Annotated in this window: 16 protein-coding genes; 6 read left to right on the top strand and 10 right to left on the bottom strand. The window is 60.7% G+C overall.

The window, feature by feature from the left end; genetic code table 11:
• Positions 1-22: 22 nt before the first annotated feature.
• Complete coding sequence (locus tag ACP7AP_RS00295; protein ID WP_426031062.1) at positions 23-892, bottom strand: LysR family transcriptional regulator; 870 nt, start codon at positions 890-892, stop codon at positions 23-25.
• Positions 893-1,021: 129 nt separating this feature from the next.
• On the opposite strand from ACP7AP_RS00295, the gene ACP7AP_RS00290 reads away from it, so the two are divergent.
• The 6 genes from ACP7AP_RS00290 to ACP7AP_RS00265 all read left to right on the top strand — a co-directional run bounded on the left by ACP7AP_RS00290 (position 1,022) and on the right by ACP7AP_RS00265 (position 11,218).
• Positions 1,022-3,454 (top strand): GcvT family protein, encoded by a 2,433-nt coding sequence (locus ACP7AP_RS00290; protein WP_426031060.1) that lies wholly within the window; start codon positions 1,022-1,024, stop codon positions 3,452-3,454.
• Between the two features lie 66 nt (positions 3,455-3,520).
• A complete protein-coding gene (locus ACP7AP_RS00285; RefSeq protein WP_426031058.1) occupies positions 3,521-5,968 on the top strand; it encodes a GcvT family protein in 2,448 nt (815 codons plus the stop codon).
• 69 nt (positions 5,969-6,037) lie between these two features.
• Positions 6,038-7,600, top strand: a complete 1,563-nt coding sequence (locus ACP7AP_RS00280) for a trimethylamine methyltransferase family protein (protein ID WP_426031056.1) — start codon at positions 6,038-6,040, stop codon at positions 7,598-7,600.
• Between the two features lie 7 nt (positions 7,601-7,607).
• Positions 7,608-9,038 (top strand): aldehyde dehydrogenase family protein, encoded by a 1,431-nt coding sequence (locus tag ACP7AP_RS00275; protein WP_426031054.1) that lies wholly within the window; start codon positions 7,608-7,610, stop codon positions 9,036-9,038.
• Positions 9,039-9,092: 54 nt separating this feature from the next.
• Positions 9,093-9,992, top strand: a complete 900-nt coding sequence (locus ACP7AP_RS00270) for an NAD(P)-dependent oxidoreductase (RefSeq protein WP_426031052.1) — start codon at positions 9,093-9,095, stop codon at positions 9,990-9,992.
• A gap of 119 nt (positions 9,993-10,111) precedes the next feature.
• Positions 10,112-11,218, top strand: a complete 1,107-nt coding sequence (locus tag ACP7AP_RS00265) for a cystathionine gamma-lyase (RefSeq protein ID WP_426031050.1) — start codon at positions 10,112-10,114, stop codon at positions 11,216-11,218.
• A gap of 71 nt (positions 11,219-11,289) precedes the next feature.
• Here ACP7AP_RS00265 and ACP7AP_RS00260 read toward each other — a convergent pair whose 3' ends face one another.
• The 9 genes from ACP7AP_RS00260 to ACP7AP_RS00220 form a co-directional block, all read right to left on the bottom strand.
• Positions 11,290-11,946: an SDR family NAD(P)-dependent oxidoreductase gene (locus ACP7AP_RS00260; RefSeq protein WP_426031048.1), complete on the bottom strand. Its 657-nt coding sequence runs from the start codon at positions 11,944-11,946 to the stop codon at positions 11,290-11,292.
• A gap of 117 nt (positions 11,947-12,063) precedes the next feature.
• On the bottom strand, positions 12,064-12,276 hold the full coding sequence (locus tag ACP7AP_RS00255; protein WP_426031046.1) for a hypothetical protein: 213 nt from the start codon (positions 12,274-12,276) through the stop codon (positions 12,064-12,066).
• A 131-nt stretch (positions 12,277-12,407) separates the two neighbouring features.
• Positions 12,408-12,581 (bottom strand): hypothetical protein, encoded by a 174-nt coding sequence (locus tag ACP7AP_RS00250; protein ID WP_426031044.1) that lies wholly within the window; start codon positions 12,579-12,581, stop codon positions 12,408-12,410.
• Positions 12,582-12,630: 49 nt separating this feature from the next.
• The gene (purF, locus tag ACP7AP_RS00245) at positions 12,631-14,094 is read right to left on the bottom strand and encodes an amidophosphoribosyltransferase (protein ID WP_426031042.1); all 1,464 of its coding nucleotides are present in this window, start codon (positions 14,092-14,094) and stop codon (positions 12,631-12,633) included.
• 111 nt (positions 14,095-14,205) lie between these two features.
• Positions 14,206-14,811 carry a CvpA family protein gene (locus ACP7AP_RS00240; protein ID WP_426031040.1) on the bottom strand — a complete coding sequence of 202 codons (606 nt, stop codon included), beginning with the start codon at positions 14,809-14,811 and terminating at the stop codon, positions 14,206-14,208.
• A gap of 47 nt (positions 14,812-14,858) precedes the next feature.
• Entirely contained in the window at positions 14,859-16,217 is a 1,359-nt protein-coding gene (gene radA / locus ACP7AP_RS00235) for a DNA repair protein RadA (protein WP_426031038.1), read from the bottom strand.
• An 81-nt stretch (positions 16,218-16,298) separates the two neighbouring features.
• Positions 16,299-16,724 carry a paraquat-inducible protein A gene (locus tag ACP7AP_RS00230; protein ID WP_426031036.1) on the bottom strand — a complete coding sequence of 142 codons (426 nt, stop codon included), beginning with the start codon at positions 16,722-16,724 and terminating at the stop codon, positions 16,299-16,301.
• A complete protein-coding gene (locus tag ACP7AP_RS00225; protein ID WP_426031034.1) occupies positions 16,721-17,479 on the bottom strand; it encodes a YoaK family protein in 759 nt (252 codons plus the stop codon). Before ACP7AP_RS00225 ends, ACP7AP_RS00230 begins: the two co-directional genes overlap by 4 nt.
• A 60-nt stretch (positions 17,480-17,539) precedes the next feature.
• Positions 17,540-18,307, bottom strand: a complete 768-nt coding sequence (locus ACP7AP_RS00220) for a DNA repair protein (RefSeq protein WP_426031032.1) — start codon at positions 18,305-18,307, stop codon at positions 17,540-17,542.
• Between the last annotated feature and the right edge of the window lie 108 nt (positions 18,308-18,415).

Raw genomic sequence — 18,415 nt, 5'->3', positions numbered from 1 at the left:
CGTTGGATATACCCCTGAACGCTTAGCCCCGCGCGGGATCGCTGCTGCGCAGGAAGCGTTTGGCCAGCATCCGCGTCAGCTTGCGGTGGGCCTTTGACACCCGCTGGCGCAAATGCATCGCCGCAAACACCGGCTGGTCGATGGCTTCGACATCGGCCACGTATTTGAAGCGTCCGGTCGCGACCATTTCAGCGGCTTTCTCAGCCATCACAAACCCTGATCCGCCAGTGGCCAGCAGCAGCGAGGCGATTGTCGAGCTTTGGCCAACCGACAGGGGTGCGCCAATCAACTCGGGCAGGGCGGTGCGGTGGGCTTGCTCGAAAGCTGCCGAGAAATGGCCCGAGATATAGGTCTCCAGCTTGATCTCGGCCCGCGTCGTGGCATCCGAACTGATCAGACGATAGGGCAGGTCGGCCAAAGTTACGAAATGCAGATCGGGATGCGGTTTCGGCGTGAACAGCACCGCGAAATCATGCACCCCTGCGACGATATCAGCACACATCTGCGCGGAATAATCCGGCTCGATGTAGAAGGCCATTTGCGGAAACATCCGCCGGAAATCGGCCAGCAGATCACCGATAAACGCGTCGGCCAGATCATTCTGGATACCCAAACGCATGATGACAGCGGATTCGCCTGTAGGGGCCACGGCGCGCTTGGCCTCATTCCAGTCGCGCCGCAGCATCCGGGCATGGGTCTCAAACCGCAGGCCCTCGGTGGTCAGATCGGTGCCGGCGCGCGATCTTGTGAACAACCGCGCGCCTACCGCGGCCTCCAGCGTTTGCACGCGGGCCGAGACGGTGGATTGCGTCACATCCAGCCGATCGGCGGTGCGGTGAAAGCTGCGGGTTTCCACAAGATCAAGGAACGTATCAAGAAGTTCGATTTGCATGGTCTGCTCCGCTGCTATGCGTCCGATGTTTTGCGCTGATCGGTTCACTCGATCAATAGCGCGGCTTTGGGGGAATTGAAAGCGCAAAGCCGCCGTCTGATAAGGGTGGTGCAATACCCGGAGCCAAGCATGTCTGATTTTCCCAAAACCGCGCGCGTTGTTATCATCGGGGGCGGTGCTGTCGGTGCCTCCAGCCTGTACCATCTGTGCAAGGCGGGCTGGACCGATTGCGTTTTGCTGGAGAAGAATGAGTTGACCGCAGGCTCCACCTGGCACGCGGCAGGCAATGTACCGACGTTCTCGTCGTCTTGGTCTGTGATGAACATGCAGCGCTATTCGGCGGAACTCTATCGCGGCTTGGGCGATGCGGTCGATTATCCGATGAATTACAATGTCACCGGCTCGATCCGGTTGGCGCACACTCAGGAGCGTTTGCAGGAGTTTCAGCGTGTCGTCGGCATGGGCCGCTATCAGGGCATGGATCTGAAGATCCTGACGCCGGATCAGATTGCCGAGGTTTATCCCTTCATTGCGACCCATGATCTGGTGGGGGCTTTGTATGACCCCTATGACGGCGACATTGACCCGGCGCAGTTGACCCAAGCCTTGGCGAAGGGCGCGCGGCAGATGGGCGCGCGGATTGAACGGTTTTGCCCGGCGACGGGCGTGCGGCGTGAGGGCGAGGAATGGGTGGTCGAAACCCATAAAGGCGATATTCGCTGCGAAATCGTGGTCAACGCAGCGGGCTATTACGCCCGCGAAGTCGGCAAATGGTTTGGCCGCGAGGTGCCGATGATGGTGATGAGCCATCAATATATGCTGTTTGACACCATCCCCGAGGTCGAGGCCCGTACCAAAGCCGTCGGCCACAAGCTGCCACTGCTGCGTGATGTCGACAGCAGCTACTACCTGCGGCAAGAGAAAAATGGCTTTAACCTTGGCCCCTATGAGAAGAACGGCAAAGCCCATTGGGTGACCAAGGATGATCCGTTCCCCGAAGATTTCAGCTTCCAACTGTTCCCTGACGATCTGGAGCGGTTGGAGTGGTATATCACTGACGCCATGGCCCGCGTGCCACTGCTGGAGACGGCTCCGCTGACCAAAGTGATCAACGGCCCGATCCCCTACACCCCCGACGGCAACCCGCTGATCGGCCCGATGCCGAGGGTGCCGAACGCCTATGAGGCTTGCGTGTTCACCTTTGGCATCTGTCAGGCCGGGGGTGCCGGCAAGGTTCTGGCCGAGTGGATCACCCAAGGTGCCACCGAATGGGACATGTGGTCCTGTGATCCACGCCGTTTCACAGGATTTGAAGATCAGGACTACTGCGTTGCCAAAGGCATGGAGGTGTATGGCCACGAATACGCCATCCACTTCCCGCATCATGTCTGGGGCGAAGGGCGCGGCAAGAAACTGTCACCGCTGCACGACCGCACGGCAGCGTTAGGTGCGCAGTTTGGCCCGTTCAACGGCTGGGAGCGGCCTTTGTGGTACGCCCGTCCGGGTGATGATGTGTCTGAGGATGCGCAGCGCACATGGAATCGTGAAGGCCCGTGGTTCGGTGCAGTGAAGGCAGAATGTGAAGCAGTGCGCGATGGCGTGGGCGTGCTCGATCTGCCCGGTTTCTCGCGGTTTGAGGTCGAAGGGCCGGGGACGGCAGAGTGGTTGGCGGGCCGCATCTCGGGCGCTTTGCCAAAGATCGGCCGGATGGGTCTGGCGTATTTCCCCGATGATCAAGGCCGAATCGTGACCGAAATGTCGGTGGTGCGGCGCGAGGAGGATGCCTTCACCCTGATCACCGCCGCCGTGGCGCAAAGCCATGACGCCGATTGGCTGCGCCGCGACATGGCCGCCGGGCTGACTTTCCGCGACCGCACCAATGATTTCACCTGCCTGATTGTCACCGGACCGAAATCGCGCGACTTTTTGGCGGGGCTGACCGAAGCTGACCTCAGCGCGCCTTGGCTGTCGGTGCAACCCGCTGTCGTGGCAGGACAGGATTGCGCGCTTTTCCGCGTCAGCTTTGCCGGAGAATTGGGCTGGGAGGTGCATGCCACCCCCGCGCGGATGCCGGCGATTTATGATGCGATCTTGGCTGGGGGTGCGGTGCCGTTCGGCATGTTCGCGCTGAACTCCTTGCGGGTGGAAAAGGGTTATCGCGCGTGGAAAGGCGATCTTTCCACCGATTACACCTTGCTGGAGGGTGGCCTCGATCGCTTCATCAAATTCGACAAGCCGCAGGATTTCCCCGGCAAGGCGGCTCTGCTGGCGCAAAAACAGCGCGGTGTGGGCAAGCGGTTCTGCACCTTGCTGATCGAGGCGGGCGATCAGGACCCGCCCTATATGTCAACGATCTGGGCGGGCGATACGGTGGTGGGTGAAATCACCAGCGGCTATTACGGTCACCGCGTCGGCGCTTGCATCGGGCTGGGCATGTTGCGGGCCGATCTGAACCTGCCGGGGCAGGCGGTGGAGGTGGAGATTTTCGGGCAGCGCTATCCAGCCGTGGTGCAGGCAGATGCGCCGCTGTGGGATGCAAAGAATGAGCGCATTCGCGCGTGATTGATGACGGAGCGGGGGCTAGCCCCCGCACCCCAAGAGTATTTTTGCCAAGATGAAAGACAAGTGATGGCTCAGGTTCCGAACAAAGCGCGGGCGGTGGTGATTGGCGGCGGGGTTTCAGGCTGCTCGGTGGCGTATCATCTGGCCAAAATGGGCTGGACCGATGTGGTGCTGTTGGAGCGCAAGCAACTGACCTCGGGCACCACTTGGCACGCGGCGGGGCTGATCGGGCAGTTGCGCGGTTCGGCCAATATGACCCGGCTGGCAAAGTATTCGGCGGATCTCTATGTGAACTTGGCCGCCGAAACCGGGGTTGAGACCGGGATGCGGCAGGTGGGCAGTATCTCGGTTGCGCTGACCGAAGCGCGGCACGAGGAACTCCTACGCCAAGCAACTGTCGCGCGGATTTTCGATGTCGATGTGGCCGAGATTTCGCCCAATGAGGTCAAGGCGATGTATCCGCATCTGAACGTCGCCGACGTGGTGGGCGCGGTGCATCTGCCGCTGGATGGCCAGTGCGATCCGGCCAATATCACCATGGCTTTGGCCAAAGGCGCGCGGATGCGGGGCGCGCAGATTTTCGAGCATGCCAAGGTTGTGGGCGTCACCAAGGCTGGGGGCAAGGTTACGGGCGTCGATTATATGGGTGCCGATGGAGAGCCGGGCCATATCGCGACGGATGTGGTGGTGAACTGCGGCGGCATGTGGGGCCGTGATCTGGCGGAGGCTTCGGGTGTCACCTTGCCGTTGCACGCTTGTGAGCATTTCTATCTGATCACCGAGCCTATTCAGGGCCTTGGCCATTTGCCGGTGCTGCGGGTGCCGGACGAATGTGCTTACTATAAGTCCGACGCGGGCAAGATGATGATCGGCGCGTTCGAGCCGAAAGCCAAGCCTTGGGGCATGAACGGCATCCGCGAAGATTTCATGTTCGACACCTTGCCCGAGGATTGGGACCATTTCCAGCCGATCCTGGAGGATGCGATGAACCGCATGCCGTTGTTCCAGACGGCGGGGATTCATACGTTTTTCAACGGGCCGGAGTCGTTTACGCCCGATGACCGCTATTACCTTGGCGAAGCACCGGAACTCGGCGGCTATTGGGTGGCGGCGGGCTATAACTCGGTCGGGATTGCCGGATCGGGCGGCGCGGGCATGGCCTTGGCGCATTGGATTGTGGAGGGCGAAGCCCCGTTCGATCTCTGGGAAGTTGACATCCGCCGCGCCCAACCGTTCCAGAAGAATCGTAAGTATCTGAAGGAACGGGTGACCGAAACCTTGGGCCTGCTTTACGCCGATCACTTCCCCTACCGTCAGGTCGAAACCGCACGCGGGGTGCGGCGCACGCCCTTGCACGAACATCTGAAAGCCCGTGGTGCGGTGTTCGGCGAAGTGGCGGGCTGGGAGCGCGCGAATTGGTTCGCCAATGAGGGCCAAGAGCGGGAGTATCGCTATAGCTGGAAGCGGCAGAACTGGTTTGAGAATCAGAAGGCCGAGCATCTGGCCGTGCGAAATGGCGTCGGCTTCTTTGATATGACCTCGTTCGGCAAGATCCGCATCGAGGGCCGCGACGCCTGCGCCTTGCTGAACCGGGTTTGTGCAGCGGAAATGAATGTGGCCGTGGGGCGGATCGTCTACACGCAAATGCTCAACCAGAAGGGCGGCATTGAAAGCGATCTGACCGTGACGCGGCTGTCGGAAACCGCTTATCTGGCCGTGGTGCCGGGGGCGACCTTGCAGCGCGATCTGGCTTGGCTGCGGCGGCATGTCGGTGAGGCTTTCGCGGTGATCACTGATATGACGGCGGCTGAATCGGTGCTCTGCGTGATGGGGCCGAAGGCGCGGGATGTGATGCAAAAGCTAAGCCCGAATGATTTCTCCAACGCTGCACATCCGTTCGGCTCCATGCGGCAGATCGAGGTTGGCATGGGGATCGCGCGGGCGCATCGGGTGACCTATGTCGGCGAACTCGGCTGGGAATTGTATGTCTCATCCGACCAAACCGCGCATGTGTTCGAGGCTTTGGAAGAGGCGGGCGCTGATCTGGGGTTAAAGCTCTGCGGGCTGCACACGCTGGATTCTTGCCGAATCGAGAAAGCTTATCGCCACTTTGGCCATGATATTACCGATGAAGATCATGTGCTTGAGGCGGGGCTTGGCTTTGCAGTGTCAAAGAAAAAGCCGGACTATATCGGCCGCGATGCCGTTCTGCGCAAACAAGAGACAGGGCTGGATCGCAAGTTGGTGCAGTTCCGGCTTACCAACCCCGAGCCGCTGCTGTTCCATAATGAGGCTGTGGTGCGGGATGGTGTGATCGTCGGGCCGGTCACAAGCGGCAACTACGGCCACCATCTCGGCGGCGCGATTGGTCTTGGCTATGTGCCCTGCAAAGGACAGTCGGACGCGGATATTCTGGGCGCGCGCTACGAGATTGAAGTGGCGGGGGTGCGGCATGAGGCCGTGGCCAGCCTTGCGGCAATGTATGATCCAAAATCCGAACGGGTGCGCGCCTGATAAGCGCCGGGAGAGCCGCAGGCCCTCCCGGACCCTCCCGAGGATATTTGAGCACAGAGGATGACGAAAATGAGCGATCTGAGCGAAATCGGTGAAGTGTGTGAACCCTCGCGGGCGCGGCGGTCTGGCGGGCGCACCGCACGGGTGGCGCTGCGCTCGGCCCCCTTGGCCGATGACGTGCGCCCGGTGCGCGGCGGCATGTCGGGCGGGCAGTATAAGCCTTTGAGTGATGCCGGGATCGCACAGATCCACGAAAGCGCCTTGCAGGCGTTGGAGCAGATCGGGCTTTCACAAGCACCACCTTCGGGGGTGAAGCTGTTGACCGAAGCTGGGGCCATCCAAGGCGATGATGGCCGCATCCGCTTCCCGCGTGCCTTGGTCGAGGATATGCTGGCGGTGGCGGCGCGCAATATCACTTTGCACGCGCGCGACCCCAAGCATGATCTGCACTTGTCCGGCAACAAGGTGCATTTTGGCACAGCCGGGGCGGCGGTGCATATCGTTGATCCGATCAGTCTGGACTACCGCGAAAGCACCGCGCAGGATCTCTATGATGCGGCGCGCTTGGTCGATAACCTCGACAATATCCACTTCTACCAACGCACGATGGTGTGCCGCGATGTGGTGGACAATCAGGATATGGACCTTAATACGCTCTATGGCTGCCTTGCGGGCACCTCCAAGCATGTCGGCACCAGCTTTTCTGATCCGTCACATGTCGCCGCCTGTTTTGATATGATCTACACCGTGGCCGGGGGCGAGGAGAAATGGCTGGAGCGACCCTTCGTCAGCAATTCCAACTGCTTCGTGGTGCCGCCGATGAAATTCGCCGAGGAATCCTGCATCACGATGGAGGATTGCATCCGGCGCGGCATGCCGATGCTTTTGCTGTCGGCGGGACAGGCCGGGGCCACGGCTCCGGCCCCGATTGCGCTGACCATTGTGCAGGCGATGGCGGAATGTCTTGCGGGTGTGGTCTACGCCAATGCAATCAAAAAGGGCGCGCCCTGTATCTTCGGCACTTGGCCGTTCGTCAGCGATCTGCGCACCGGGGCAATGTCGGGTGGTTCGGCGGAACAGGCATTGCTGACCGCTGGTTGTGCGCAGATGCACCATTTTTACGATCTGCCGGGGGGCGCTGCTTCAGGGATTTCCGACAGCAAACTGCCCGATATGCAGGCCGGATGGGAGCAGGGCATCACCAACTCGCTCGCCGGTCTGGCGGGTCTGAACATGTGCTACGAGGCCGTGGGCATGCACGCCAGCCTGCTGGGGTTCTGCCTGGAATCTCTCGTCCTGGGTGATGACCTGCTTGGCCAGGCCATGCGGCTGGTGCGCGGTATTGACGTAACGCCAGATACGACCTCGATTGACGCGATGAAACAGGTCTGCCTTGGTGGCCCCGGCCATTATCTGGGCAGCGATCAGACCCTGAAACTGATGCAAACCGAATATATCTACCCGGCATCGGCGAATAGGATGTCGCCGAAGGAGTGGAATGAGGCCGGAAAGCCACTGCTGCTTGACGCCGCCATCGCACGCAAGAATAGTATTCTCGCCAAGGCCGGATGCGTGATTGATCCCGAGATCGACGCCATCATTCGCGCCAAATATAAAATCTACTTCAAGTGAGGATGCCATGATTTCTGCCAACATGACCAAATTCTACATCAACGGCGCTTGGGTTCAGCCGAACTCGGCGGCTCGGATGGGGGTGGAAAACCCGGCGACCGAGGAGATTGTGGCCGAGGTGGCCTTGGGCAACCAAGCTGATATCGACAACGCCATCGCCGCCGCCCGCGCCGCGTTTGACGCCTACACCGTTTGGCCTGTGCAAAAGCGTATCGACTTGGTGAAGCGGATTTTGGAAGTTTACAACTCCCGCTACGAAGATTTCGCGCAAGCGATGTCCACCGAAATGGGCGCACCGATTGAATGGGCGCGTGGCGCGCAGGTTTGGGCGGGGCAGGTGCATATCGAGGCTACGATCAAAGCCGCCGAGGAAATGGCGTGGGAATATTCCCGCGGCACCACTCGGATCGTGCATGAAGGCATCGGCGTTTGTGCTTTGATCACACCGTGGAACTGGCCGATGAACCAGATCGCCTGCAAAGTGGCTCCCGCCCTGATCGCCGGTTGCACGATGGTGCTGAAACCGTCGGAAATTGCACCCTTGTCGGGCGTGTTGTTTGCGGAAGTCTGCCATGAAGCAGGCGTGCCTGCGGGCGTGTTCAACTTGGTGAACGGCACCGGGCCGGAGGTCGGCGCGCGGATGTCGTCACACCCCGAGGTCGATATGGTATCTTTCACCGGATCGACCCGTGCGGGCACGGCGGTGGCAGCTGCGGCGGCCCCGACGGTGAAGCGCGTGGCGCAGGAATTGGGCGGCAAATCTGCCAATATCATCCTGCCCAACGCCGATCTGGCGGCGGCTGTGGCGGCTGGCGTCAATGCGATCATGTCCAACACAGGCCAATCCTGCGACGCGCCGACCCGGATGTTCGTGCAGCGCGACCAGCAGGCCGCAGCGCTTGCGGTGGCGAAAACCACCGCCGAGGCTTTGATCCCCGGCGATCCGACGCTTGAGACCACCACGATGGGGCCGCTGATCTCGAAGACGCAATACGAGAAGGTACAGCGCCTGATCCAAGCCGGGATTGATGAGGGCGCGACCTTGGTGACGGGTGGCTTGGGGCGTCCAGCGGGGCTGAACCGGGGCTGGTTCGTGCAGCCGACGATTTTTGGCGATGTGCAGAATGATATGACGATTTCGAAGGAAGAAATCTTCGGCCCGGTGCTGGCGATCCTACCCTATGACACGATTGATGATGCGGTACGGATGGCCAATGATACGGTTTACGGCCTTGCCGCCTATGTCGCGGGCCCGGTAGAGGATGCCAAACCCGTGGCGCGGCGTCTGCGCGCGGGCACGATCAACCTGAACTACCCCGATTGGGACACCTCGGCTCCGTTCGGTGGCTATAAGCAATCCGGCAACGGACGCGAATATGCCGATTGGGGCATCCATGATTTCTGCGAGATCAAGGGCATCGTCGGCTACGGCGACTGACTGGTTTATACGCAGGGGCGGCTGCCGCCGCCCCCTCATTCCTTAGGATTTACCATGCACTACGGATATATCGGCCTTGGCAACCTTGGCGCCGCCTGTGCGGGCTGTTTGCTGAAGGCGGGCTTTCAGGTGACGGTCTATGACCTGAACCCAGCCTTGGCAGCACCGCTGATTGCGCAAGGTGCTGTTCTTGCCACCAGCGCCGAGGCTTTGGCCGCATCGGCTGATCATGTGATCACCTGCCTGCCGTCGCCCGCCGTATCGGAGCGGGTGCTGCGCAACATCTTGCCGCATATGAAGAAAGATGCGTCTTGGCTAGAGATGTCAACCTTGGGCCGCGATGAGGTGCTGAAACTCGCAAGAGTTGCCGCCGAATCGGGCGTGCGCATGATGGAACTGCCTGTCACGGGCGGCGTGCATCTGGCCTATCAGGGCAAGATCACCATGCTGGCGGGCGGCGATAAAGACCTGTTCGATCTGCACCATGGCGCTATGCAGGCCATGGGTGACAAGATTTTCCACATGGGGCCGCTGGGATCATCCTGCATCATCAAGGTGATCACCAATATGTTGGCCTTCATTCACCTGAAGGCCACGTCCGAGGCGTTAATGCTGGCCAAACGCGGCGGGCTTGATCTGGCGCAGGCTTGGCACGCGATTGCGGCCTCGTCCGGCAACAGCTTTGTGCATGAAACCGAAGGTGCGCTGATCCTGAACGGATCATATGATATCGCCTTCAACGTTGATCTGGCGCTGAAAGACCTTGGCTTTGCCTTGGGGTTTGGCCGCGAATTCGGTGTGCCGCTGGATCTGGCCTCGATGACCAATCAGACCTATATCGCCGCGAAAGCGGCCTATGGCGGTGAGGCGCAATCGCCGATGATCGCCAAGTTGCTCGAAGATCTGCTGGGCACCGATCTGCGCGCCGAAGGCTTTCCCGCCCGGTTGGAATAGCGGCTTGCGCTGGTGGGGGCTTTGGGCGAAACTGTTAACAATATCTTAAAGTCACCACCCTAACCCATTGAAATCAGGGTGAGTTATTTGGTCCCGAGTTGGGACCATGGAAAGAAGCGATGGATAAAGCCTCTCAAACCCGCGCCGCGCAACTGCTGCATCACCGCAGCGCAGGGCTGAAAAAAGGCGATCCGATCAGCTTGCCGATCGTGCCTGCGGCGACCTTCCATCTGCCCGAGGTCGCCGGGGCCAGCCACATTTACGGCCGCAACGGCATGACGACATGGGAGGCGGTCGAGGATCAGCTGGCCCTGCTGGAAGACTCGCCTTGCGTCAGTTTCCCATCTGGGATGGCTGCCATTTCGGCGGCTTTGATGGCGACCCTGAAGGTGGGGGCCAAGCTGATCATTCCAGCCGATGGCTACTACGTGACGCGGGTGCTGTCAGAGGGGTTTCTGGCCCCATTCGGGGTGGAGGTGGTGCAGATCGCGACAGCGGATTATGCCAGCTTTGACTTTGCAGGCGCGGCGGTGGTCTATCTGGAAACGCCCTCGAACCCCGGTCTGGATGTGGTGGATATTGCGGCGGTATCCGCGCGCGCCCACGCGGCCGGGGCTGTGGTGATCGTTGACAACACCACAATGACCCCTCTGTTGCAAAGACCGCTCGATCTGGGGGCTGATCTGGTGGTGGCAGCAGATACCAAAGCACCTGCGGGGCATTCCGATGTGTTGTTTGGCCATGTCGCGGGACGAAATGCGGGCCTGATGGCGCGGGTGCGCGATTGGCGTAAGCTTTCGGGTGCGGTGCCGGGTCCATTTGAGGCGTGGCAGGTGCATCGCGGCATCGAGACGCTGGAATTGCGGTTGGAGCGGATGTGTGGGTCGGCTGAGATTATTGCCAAGCGTTTGGCGGCGCATCGGGCGGTGGCCAATTTGCGCTATCCGGGGCTGGCGGGTGATCCGTCTTACGCAATTTCCAAAGTGCAGATGACGGGATTTGGCTTTCTGATCGGCTTTGAATTGGCGGATGAGGCGCGGGCAGAGCGGTTTTTAAGCGAGTGTTCTTACATTGTACAATCAACCAGCTTTGGCGGCACCCATACATCTGGGGAGCGGCGGGCCCGCTGGGGCGATAAAGTGGCACCGGGGTTTATTCGATTGTCGGTGGGCATTGAGCCATTTGAGCCGTTGTGGGCGGCGATGGAAGCTGCGCTGAACAGTTGAACAAAGGCGATTTCCGATGCGGAAATCGTGTATGGAATTTTTCTTAAAATTCCGAGGAATGCGGAGCGATGTTACAGTAGATTGATCAGCCGCGCGGCCTCATCTTGCGGGTGGATAAGGCGGGCGCGGTCTTCGCCGGGGAAGAAGCGCGCGCGGGTGGCGGTGGGCATGGGCGCTGGGGTTTCGATGCGCACCTGCGGGCCGATGTTGGCGTTTTCGGCAGCCCAGCTGCGGGCAAGGGCGATTTGTGCGGCTTTGGTCGCGCCATACGCCCCGAAGAATTTCTCGCCTGCGCGCGGGTCATCAAAAAACATCGCGGTGCCGTCACCTGCGCGCAACAAAGGCTCGATCATCGGGATCAGCGTACCAGTGGCGCGGACATTGGTAGCGATGCTTTTGTCCCAATCTTTGACGTCCAGCGAGCCCGCAGGCGCAAGCGGGGCGGCATGGATCGCCGTATGAATCCAAAGGTTGAGCCGGCTCCAACGCTGATGGATCGACAGGCAGAGATGCCGCATCGCGTCATCATTGGTGACATCCATCGGGGCGAGGGTCAGCCCACCCGCCCCCGGCAGTTTCAGGGTTTTGACGCGGTCATCGAGTTCTTCCAAGCCACCCACGGTGCGGGCGACTGCGACAACGTGCCAGCCGCGCGCGGCGAGTTGCTCCGCCATGGCAGCGCCCAAGCCGCGCGAGGCTCCGGTGATCAGGGCGAGGCGTGCGGTCATGGTTTAATCCTTTGGGCGGTAGTTTCGCAGCGGCGGTGGAAGCCTCCGGCGGGAGTATTTGAGCCAATGTGAAAGGGCAAGTAGCAAGGGTTATTCTGTGGCGTTGTGGCGCACGGTTCATTCATTTATCGCGGCGGCGAGATCGTCCTTTGCGGCGATCCAATGCCAGAATTTGGAAAAACCTTGCTCGATGGCCTCAACCCGCATCTGCATCGCGCGGGTTTTATCACGCAGGAAATAGGTGATGTTGCTTGTGGTGGTGGCGACGAGATCCCCGGCGATGATGGTGATATCGGTCTTGGGCTTGCGCAGCACGAGGTTGCAAAGCATGGTCTCGCCGCAGGCTTTGACGAGGCCGTAGTTCTTGCGGGCGACGTAAGTTTTATGACGGCGTCGCGGTCGCGGGTGAGGTGGGCGTAGTACTTGGTGTCGCCGAAGGTTTGGTCGTGTTTGCCGATCCATCAGGCGAGGCGGTTGTCGACCTCGATGTGGCTTTCGGGGTAGGCGAAGCGGTTCGCACCCAACAGGTGGCTGCGCGATTCGTGTTTGACAGTGAAATTGGTCACACGTTTGGTGTAACGGGTGGAGGTTTTGGAGCCGCAGCGGTCAGTGCAGAGCACGAAACCTTCGATCATTGCGCGCGCTTTACCGTCGTTGCGACAGCATTTCGGCGGATTTTTCCACTCATTCCGCCGCTTTCATTTCGAAACCTTCTTCGATCTTGTCGGAAGGGGCGATGGGGTATTGGCCGGAAAAGCAGGCGTCGCAATATTGCGGCGAATTGGCGTCGCGACCTGCAGCTTCGCCTGCAGCGCGGTAGAGGCCGTCGAGGGTGATAAATTTGAGGCTGTCCACACCGATCCAGTCGCGCATTTCATCTTCGGTCATGGTGGCGGCGAGGAGTTTGGAGCGTTCGGGGGTGTCAACGCCGTAAAAGCAGGGCCAAGCGGTGGGGGGCGAGGCGATGCGGAAGTGGACTTCGGCGGCACCTGCCTCAAGGATCATGTCTTTGATTTTGCGACTGGTTGTGCCACGCACGACGCTATCGTCGACGAGGATCACGCGTTTGCCTTTGATCAGGGCGCGGTTGACGTTCAGCTTCAGGCGGACGCCCATGTTGCGGATGGATTCCGAGGGCTCGATAAAGGTGCGGCCCATGTATTGGTTGCGGATGATGCCCATCGCATAGGGGATGCCTGATTGCTGGCTGTAGCCGATGGCGGCGGGGGTGCCACTGTCAGGGACGGGGCAGACGAGGTCGGCGTCAACAGGGGCTTCTTTGGCGAGTTCTACGCCGATGGCGTGGCGGGTTTCATAGACCGAGCGGCCGCCAAGGATGGAGTCGGGGCGGCTGAAATAGACGTGTTCAAAGATGCAGAAGCGGGATTTGGCGGGGGCGAAGGGGCGGGTGGAATTGACTTTGCCGTCTTCGATCACCACCATTTCGCCGGGTTCAATCTCGCGGACGAAATCGGCACCGATGATGTCGAGGCCGCAGGTTTCTGAACTCAGCGCCCATGCGGAATCGCCGATGCGGCCAAGGACCAAGGGCCGCACACCCAACGGGTCGCGGACGCCGATAAGTTTGGTGCGGGTCATCGCGACGACCGAGAACGCGCCTTCGACGCGGCGCAGGGCGTCTTTGATGCGTTCCGAGATGTTTTTCTGGATCGAGCGGGCCATCAGGTGGATGATGCACTCGCTGTCTGAGGAGGATTGGAAGATGCTGCCACGCTCGATCAACTCGCGGCGCAGGGCGCTGGCGTTGGTGAGGTTACCGTTGTGGGCGATGGCAGCACCACCCATGGAAAACTCACCGAAGAACGGTTGCACGTCGCGTATAGCAGTGGCACCTTTTGATCCGGCGGTGGAATAGCGGACATGGCCGATGGCGAGGCTGCCCGGCAGGGTTTCCATCACGTCGGGCTTGGTGAAATTGTCGCGGACATAGCCAAAGCGGCGGGCCGAGTTGAAGCCGGTTTGCGGATCGTAGCTGACGATGCCACCCGCCTCTTGGCCGCGATGTTGCAGAGCGTGCAGGCCGAGGACCACGAAATTTGACGCATCGGACACGCCGATCACGCCAAAAATGCCGCATTCCTCCTTCAGCTTGTCATCGTCAAAAGGATGGGCATAGAAGGGTTGCATGGAGCCTCCGAATCCGGGTTCGTTCTGCGCCTTCCCTTTAGGCCCAACCGGGGGCGGTGTCACCCCCTGAAAACCCTGCTAGTTGCTGCAATGCGGCATAGCCGCTCTGCGTTAATTGGAGGGGGCAGTTTCTGCTGCTGGGGCAACCTGTGGCAGCGTGCTGGTTTCTTTTGCACAGGTGGCAGTCAGCTCGTTGTAGCGCGCGACAACCCAATTCGGGGCATCGGTCGGCACGGCGGCGTTGATGTCGCCTTGGAATGAGGCGAAGATTTTGGCCGAGCGCGAATTGTCGACCATCGGCACGGTGTTGGCGGCAACAGCGCGGTCGTAGACGAGGAAGGCGATGCCAACCAGCAGCACGCCGCGCACAACGCCGAACAGGAAGCCTACGCCTTGATCAAGCCCGCCCAGGACCGAGCGTTGCACAACCGAGGAGAACAGCGGCGTGAACAAAGCCGCGACGATCAGGCCGACCGCGAAAACGGCGGCGAAGCCTGCGATCAGCGACAGTTCGCAGTTTTCAAGGAAGGAGCCGACGGCGGGGATTTCTTTCACCAAGGGCTGGGCTTGGGCGGCGAACATATAGGCAAGCACGGCAGCGCCGACCCAGCCGACAATCGCCATCGCCTCGCGCACGAAACCACGCGAATAGGCGAGCACCGCCGACAGCACGATGATGCCAGCGACGCCCGCATCAACAAGGGTAAAACCTTCCATCTTCCGCTCCTTAAGGCTTAGCCCGCCCCGAATATTTCCCCGAGGCGTTAGCCGGCCCCGAACATTTCACCGACGAAAGCGGTGAGGTCCGGCATTTGCCGCACGTTCATGCCCTCGACCTGCCCAAGTTTAGAACCCTTGGGCGCGATTGCTTGTGAGAAACCAAGTTTTGCGGCTTCTTTCAACCTGTTTTCGGTCTGACTGACCGGGCGCAAGGCCCCGGAGAGGCTGATTTCTCCGAATAATACGGTTTCGGGGGGGATGCTGACATCTTCGCGTGCCGAAATTAGCGCGGCGGCGACGGCGAGATCAGCCGCAGGTTCGGTCACGCGCATGCCACCTGCGACGTTTAGGAACACATCAAGGCCTGCAAACGGGATGCCGCAGCGGGCTTCTAAGACTGCGAGGATGGTGGAGAGGCGGCCTCCGTCGAGGCCGACAACCGTGCGGCGTGGGGTGCCTAAGGGTGAGGGGGCAACGAGGGCTTGGATTTCAGTCAAAACGGGTCTGGTGCCTTCGATGCCTGCGAAAACGGCGGAACCGGGGGAGGGTTGGCCGCGTTCGGACAAGAATAGCGCTGAGGGGTTAAGGACTTGTTGCAAGCCGTTGCCGGTCATCTCGAACACGCCAATTTCGTCGGCGGGGCCGAAGCGGTTTTTGACGGCGCGTAAGATTCGGAATTGGTGGCCGCGCTCGCCTTCAAAATAAAGCACGGTATCGACCATGTGTTCGACCACGCGTGGGCCTGCGATTTGACCGTCTTTGGTGACATGGCCCACCAAGATCACCGCGACGCCACGACGCTTGGCGAAGGTGACGAGCTCATGGCACGCGGCGCGGACTTGGCTGACCGAGCCGGGGGCAGAATCGACGGTGTCGAGCCACATGGTTTGGATTGAGTCGATGATGGCGAGGCCGGGGCGTTCGGTGTCCAAAGTGGTGAGGATGTCGCGCAGGTTGGTTTCAGCACCCAAGGCGACGGGGGATTCGGTGAGGCCCAAGCGTTGCGCGCGCATTTGCACCTGGGCGGTGGCTTCCTCGCCCGAGATATACAGGCATTTGACGCCGTGGCGCGAGAAGGATGCGGCGGCTTGCAGCAGCAGGGTGGATTTGCCGATGCCGGGGTCGCCTCCGACAAGGATCGCCGAGGCGGGCACAAGCCCACCGCCTAACACACGATCTAATTCGTCGATGCCAGAGGAGGCGCGCGGCGGGGCTTCGCCGATGGTGGCAAGGTCGGTGAGGTGAATGGCGCGGCCTTTGCCGCCCAAGGCCTTCGGGCCTGCGGACAGCGGGGCTTCCTCGATCAGCGTGTTCCAGCCGCCGCAGCCTTCGCATTTGCCGATCCATTTGCGATGCGCGGCACCACAGGTGGTGCAGGTAAAGGTGGGGGAGTTTTTGCTCATGGTTTGTCTTGCCCTGAAATGGTGCGCTCATCAAGCCTTGCGGCTTTCTTCGCAGGGGTGCGGTGCCAGCGAGGAGGCCCGTTAGGGCTGAGCAGCGGCTTTATGCGAAATGAACAGCGAGGCGAGGATGCAGGCGGTGAACAGGTAGAGGCCCCATGCGGTCTCAATCGTGACATAACCCGCGCCCTTGGCGATGACGATGTAAAGCGCGATCAGAAATACCTCGCCCATCGCGAGTTTGCCCAAGATGTGCAGGGCGGGGACGGTTTTGGGTGACAGCAGGCCGAAGTGGATCAGGGCAAGGCCAAGCGTTTTGGCGAAGGGGGCAAAGATCGCGAGGAAAGTGACCAGCAGCGCGAAGGCGGGGTCGCTGCCCCACAGAGATTGAAGGCCGGTGATGACGGATATTTCATCCATGCCAAAGATCGGCAGCAGGGCGGCGCGCAACAGGGGGGCGAACCATGCGATGGGGAACAGGATCAACAGGGCAAGGTTGGCATATTTCACAGCAGTGCCAGTGTTAGGAGGATGGCGGCGAGGGGGAGAGAAAACGCAAAACCAACAAGGCCGTAACCGAAGGCTCCGACGATGCCGCCGAGCAGGAAGGTGCCGAGCAGTTGCAGCAAGATGCTGAGTTTGGTGCGGTCGGCGCTGATCGTGGCATGGAAGGCACGGCCGTAGACGGCGCGGCCAAGTTCAATCCCGACATCGGTGATCATGCCGGTGGCATGGGTGGTGCGGATGCGGGCGTAGGAGATTTTGGTGATGGTGGCGTTTTGCAGGCCCATGATGAAGCATAGAAGGCCCAAGCCAATCGGATGGGCGACGGTTTCCGGTAGTGGGCTTGTGCCCAAGGCAGCAAGGGTTGCAAGCAGCGCGCCTTGCAGGCCGATGGGCAAGGAATATTGTCGGCTTGGTTTATGGGCGCGGGCCCAGTTGATCACGATGGCGCTGGTGGCGGCGCCGCACACAAACAGGCTGATCGCGAACAGGCTTTGCCCTACCAGCGCGAGATTTTGCAGCACGAGGTTGTCGGCGAGGGCAGAGAGGTAGCCTGTCATATGTGAGGTGTAGCTGCCGAGCAGGATAAAGCCGCCCGCATTAGCGGCCCCGGCGATGCCTGCAAGGATCAGCGCCAATACGCGGTCAGAGCTTGCTGCGCGGTGATGCGCTGCGATCAGCCGAACGCGGCGCAGGGCCGTGGATTTTGGCCCGGTTGCGCGGTTTGGCTTTGCAGGTTTGGGGTTTGGCGCGGGGGACATGGCGGCTCGGGGCTGGGGTTCGAGCCAGTGTTACGCCCTAAGCCGCGCGGTGCAAGGCCGCTATTTGCTGGGTTTTGGTAAGGCGACCACATTGGCGTCGCGGTGATCTTCCAGATCGAAATCATAGCCAAGGGTTGGCAGGATTTCCTTCAGATCGGCCTCCAGCCGTTTTAATTGCTTTTGCGCCTGCATTTCCTCGGCCTGCACATCGCCCATCCAGCGGCGGAGTTCGTCACAGGTGCGCCGCGCGATGGTAAGGCGGTCGGTCAGGTGCTGCACTTCTTCCTGACGCTGTTGCAGGAAGCTTTTGGCGCGGGCGACTTTGATGTCGGAATAGACCTGCGCCAGATCGCGGGTCTCAAGGCTCATTTGTGCGGCGAGTTGCAAGAGTTCGGGTTCAAGGTGCTGGAAATCGGGGTGCTGGCGCAAATGCTCCATCCGGGTGCGCATCGATTCGAACTCGGCTGACAAAGCGAAGACGCCTGCGCGGTCTGCGGCATGGGCGCGGGCATAGGCTTGCGCCACATCGTCCATACCTATGGCAAAGCTGCCGTGGCTGCGTTCAAGGCGGGTCATCCGGCTGTTGGCGGGCAGGTAGAAGGTCATCAGGATCAACAGCAGGGTCAGGCCGAGTTGCAGCCACATGCCTGCGTTGGGCAGGGCAGTGCCGCCGAAGAACAAAGCGATTTGCGGCCAAGGCAAGAGGCCAAAGCTGGCAGCGAGGCTGGCCCCGATCAGCAGCAAAGCCAGCGCCACGATCAGCCCCTGTGCGCAGGTTTGCACCACGATGCGCGCCGTCTGCGCTGTCTCGCGCCAATTCACTGCCATTACTACCCCCACACTCGCACAGCGGCTGGGCTTTGGCCCGCGCGCTTCTGAGAGCTACCTTTCCGAATTATCGCGATTTTTGCAAACATTTTGCTTAAATCGCAGGGA

The organism is Cypionkella sp. TWP1-2-1b2, assembly GCF_049896245.1.
Classification (GTDB): domain Bacteria; phylum Pseudomonadota; class Alphaproteobacteria; order Rhodobacterales; family Rhodobacteraceae; genus Cypionkella.
The sequence above is the reverse complement of the archived record's forward strand: the minus strand, read 5'-3'. Positions and strand labels throughout refer to the sequence as shown.

Excerpts from the sequence above, each read along its gene's own strand:
- ACP7AP_RS00260 (WP_426031048.1), bottom strand. The coding sequence starts at position 11,946 with ATGACCGCACGCCTCGCCCTGATCACCGGAGCCTCGCGCGGCTTGGGC.
- ACP7AP_RS00265 (WP_426031050.1), top strand. The coding sequence starts at position 10,112 with ATGGATAAAGCCTCTCAAACCCGCGCCGCGCAACTGCTGCATCACCGC.
- ACP7AP_RS00250 (WP_426031044.1), bottom strand. The coding sequence starts at position 12,581 with ATGATCGAAGGTTTCGTGCTCTGCACTGACCGCTGCGGCTCCAAAACC.
- ACP7AP_RS00225 (WP_426031034.1), bottom strand. The coding sequence starts at position 17,479 with ATGTCCCCCGCGCCAAACCCCAAACCTGCAAAGCCAAACCGCGCAACC.
- ACP7AP_RS00285 (WP_426031058.1), top strand. The coding sequence starts at position 3,521 with ATGGCTCAGGTTCCGAACAAAGCGCGGGCGGTGGTGATTGGCGGCGGG.
- ACP7AP_RS00240 (WP_426031040.1), bottom strand. The coding sequence starts at position 14,811 with ATGGAAGGTTTTACCCTTGTTGATGCGGGCGTCGCTGGCATCATCGTG.
- ACP7AP_RS00290 (WP_426031060.1), top strand. The coding sequence starts at position 1,022 with ATGTCTGATTTTCCCAAAACCGCGCGCGTTGTTATCATCGGGGGCGGT.
- ACP7AP_RS00280 (WP_426031056.1), top strand. The coding sequence starts at position 6,038 with ATGAGCGATCTGAGCGAAATCGGTGAAGTGTGTGAACCCTCGCGGGCG.
- ACP7AP_RS00255 (WP_426031046.1), bottom strand. The coding sequence starts at position 12,276 with ATGCTTTGCAACCTCGTGCTGCGCAAGCCCAAGACCGATATCACCATC.
- ACP7AP_RS00270 (WP_426031052.1), top strand. The coding sequence starts at position 9,093 with ATGCACTACGGATATATCGGCCTTGGCAACCTTGGCGCCGCCTGTGCG.
- radA (WP_426031038.1), bottom strand. The coding sequence starts at position 16,217 with ATGAGCAAAAACTCCCCCACCTTTACCTGCACCACCTGTGGTGCCGCG.
- ACP7AP_RS00295 (WP_426031062.1), bottom strand. The coding sequence starts at position 892 with ATGCAAATCGAACTTCTTGATACGTTCCTTGATCTTGTGGAAACCCGC.
- ACP7AP_RS00275 (WP_426031054.1), top strand. The coding sequence starts at position 7,608 with ATGATTTCTGCCAACATGACCAAATTCTACATCAACGGCGCTTGGGTT.
- purF (WP_426031042.1), bottom strand. The coding sequence starts at position 14,094 with ATGCAACCCTTCTATGCCCATCCTTTTGACGATGACAAGCTGAAGGAG.
- ACP7AP_RS00220 (WP_426031032.1), bottom strand. The coding sequence starts at position 18,307 with ATGGCAGTGAATTGGCGCGAGACAGCGCAGACGGCGCGCATCGTGGTG.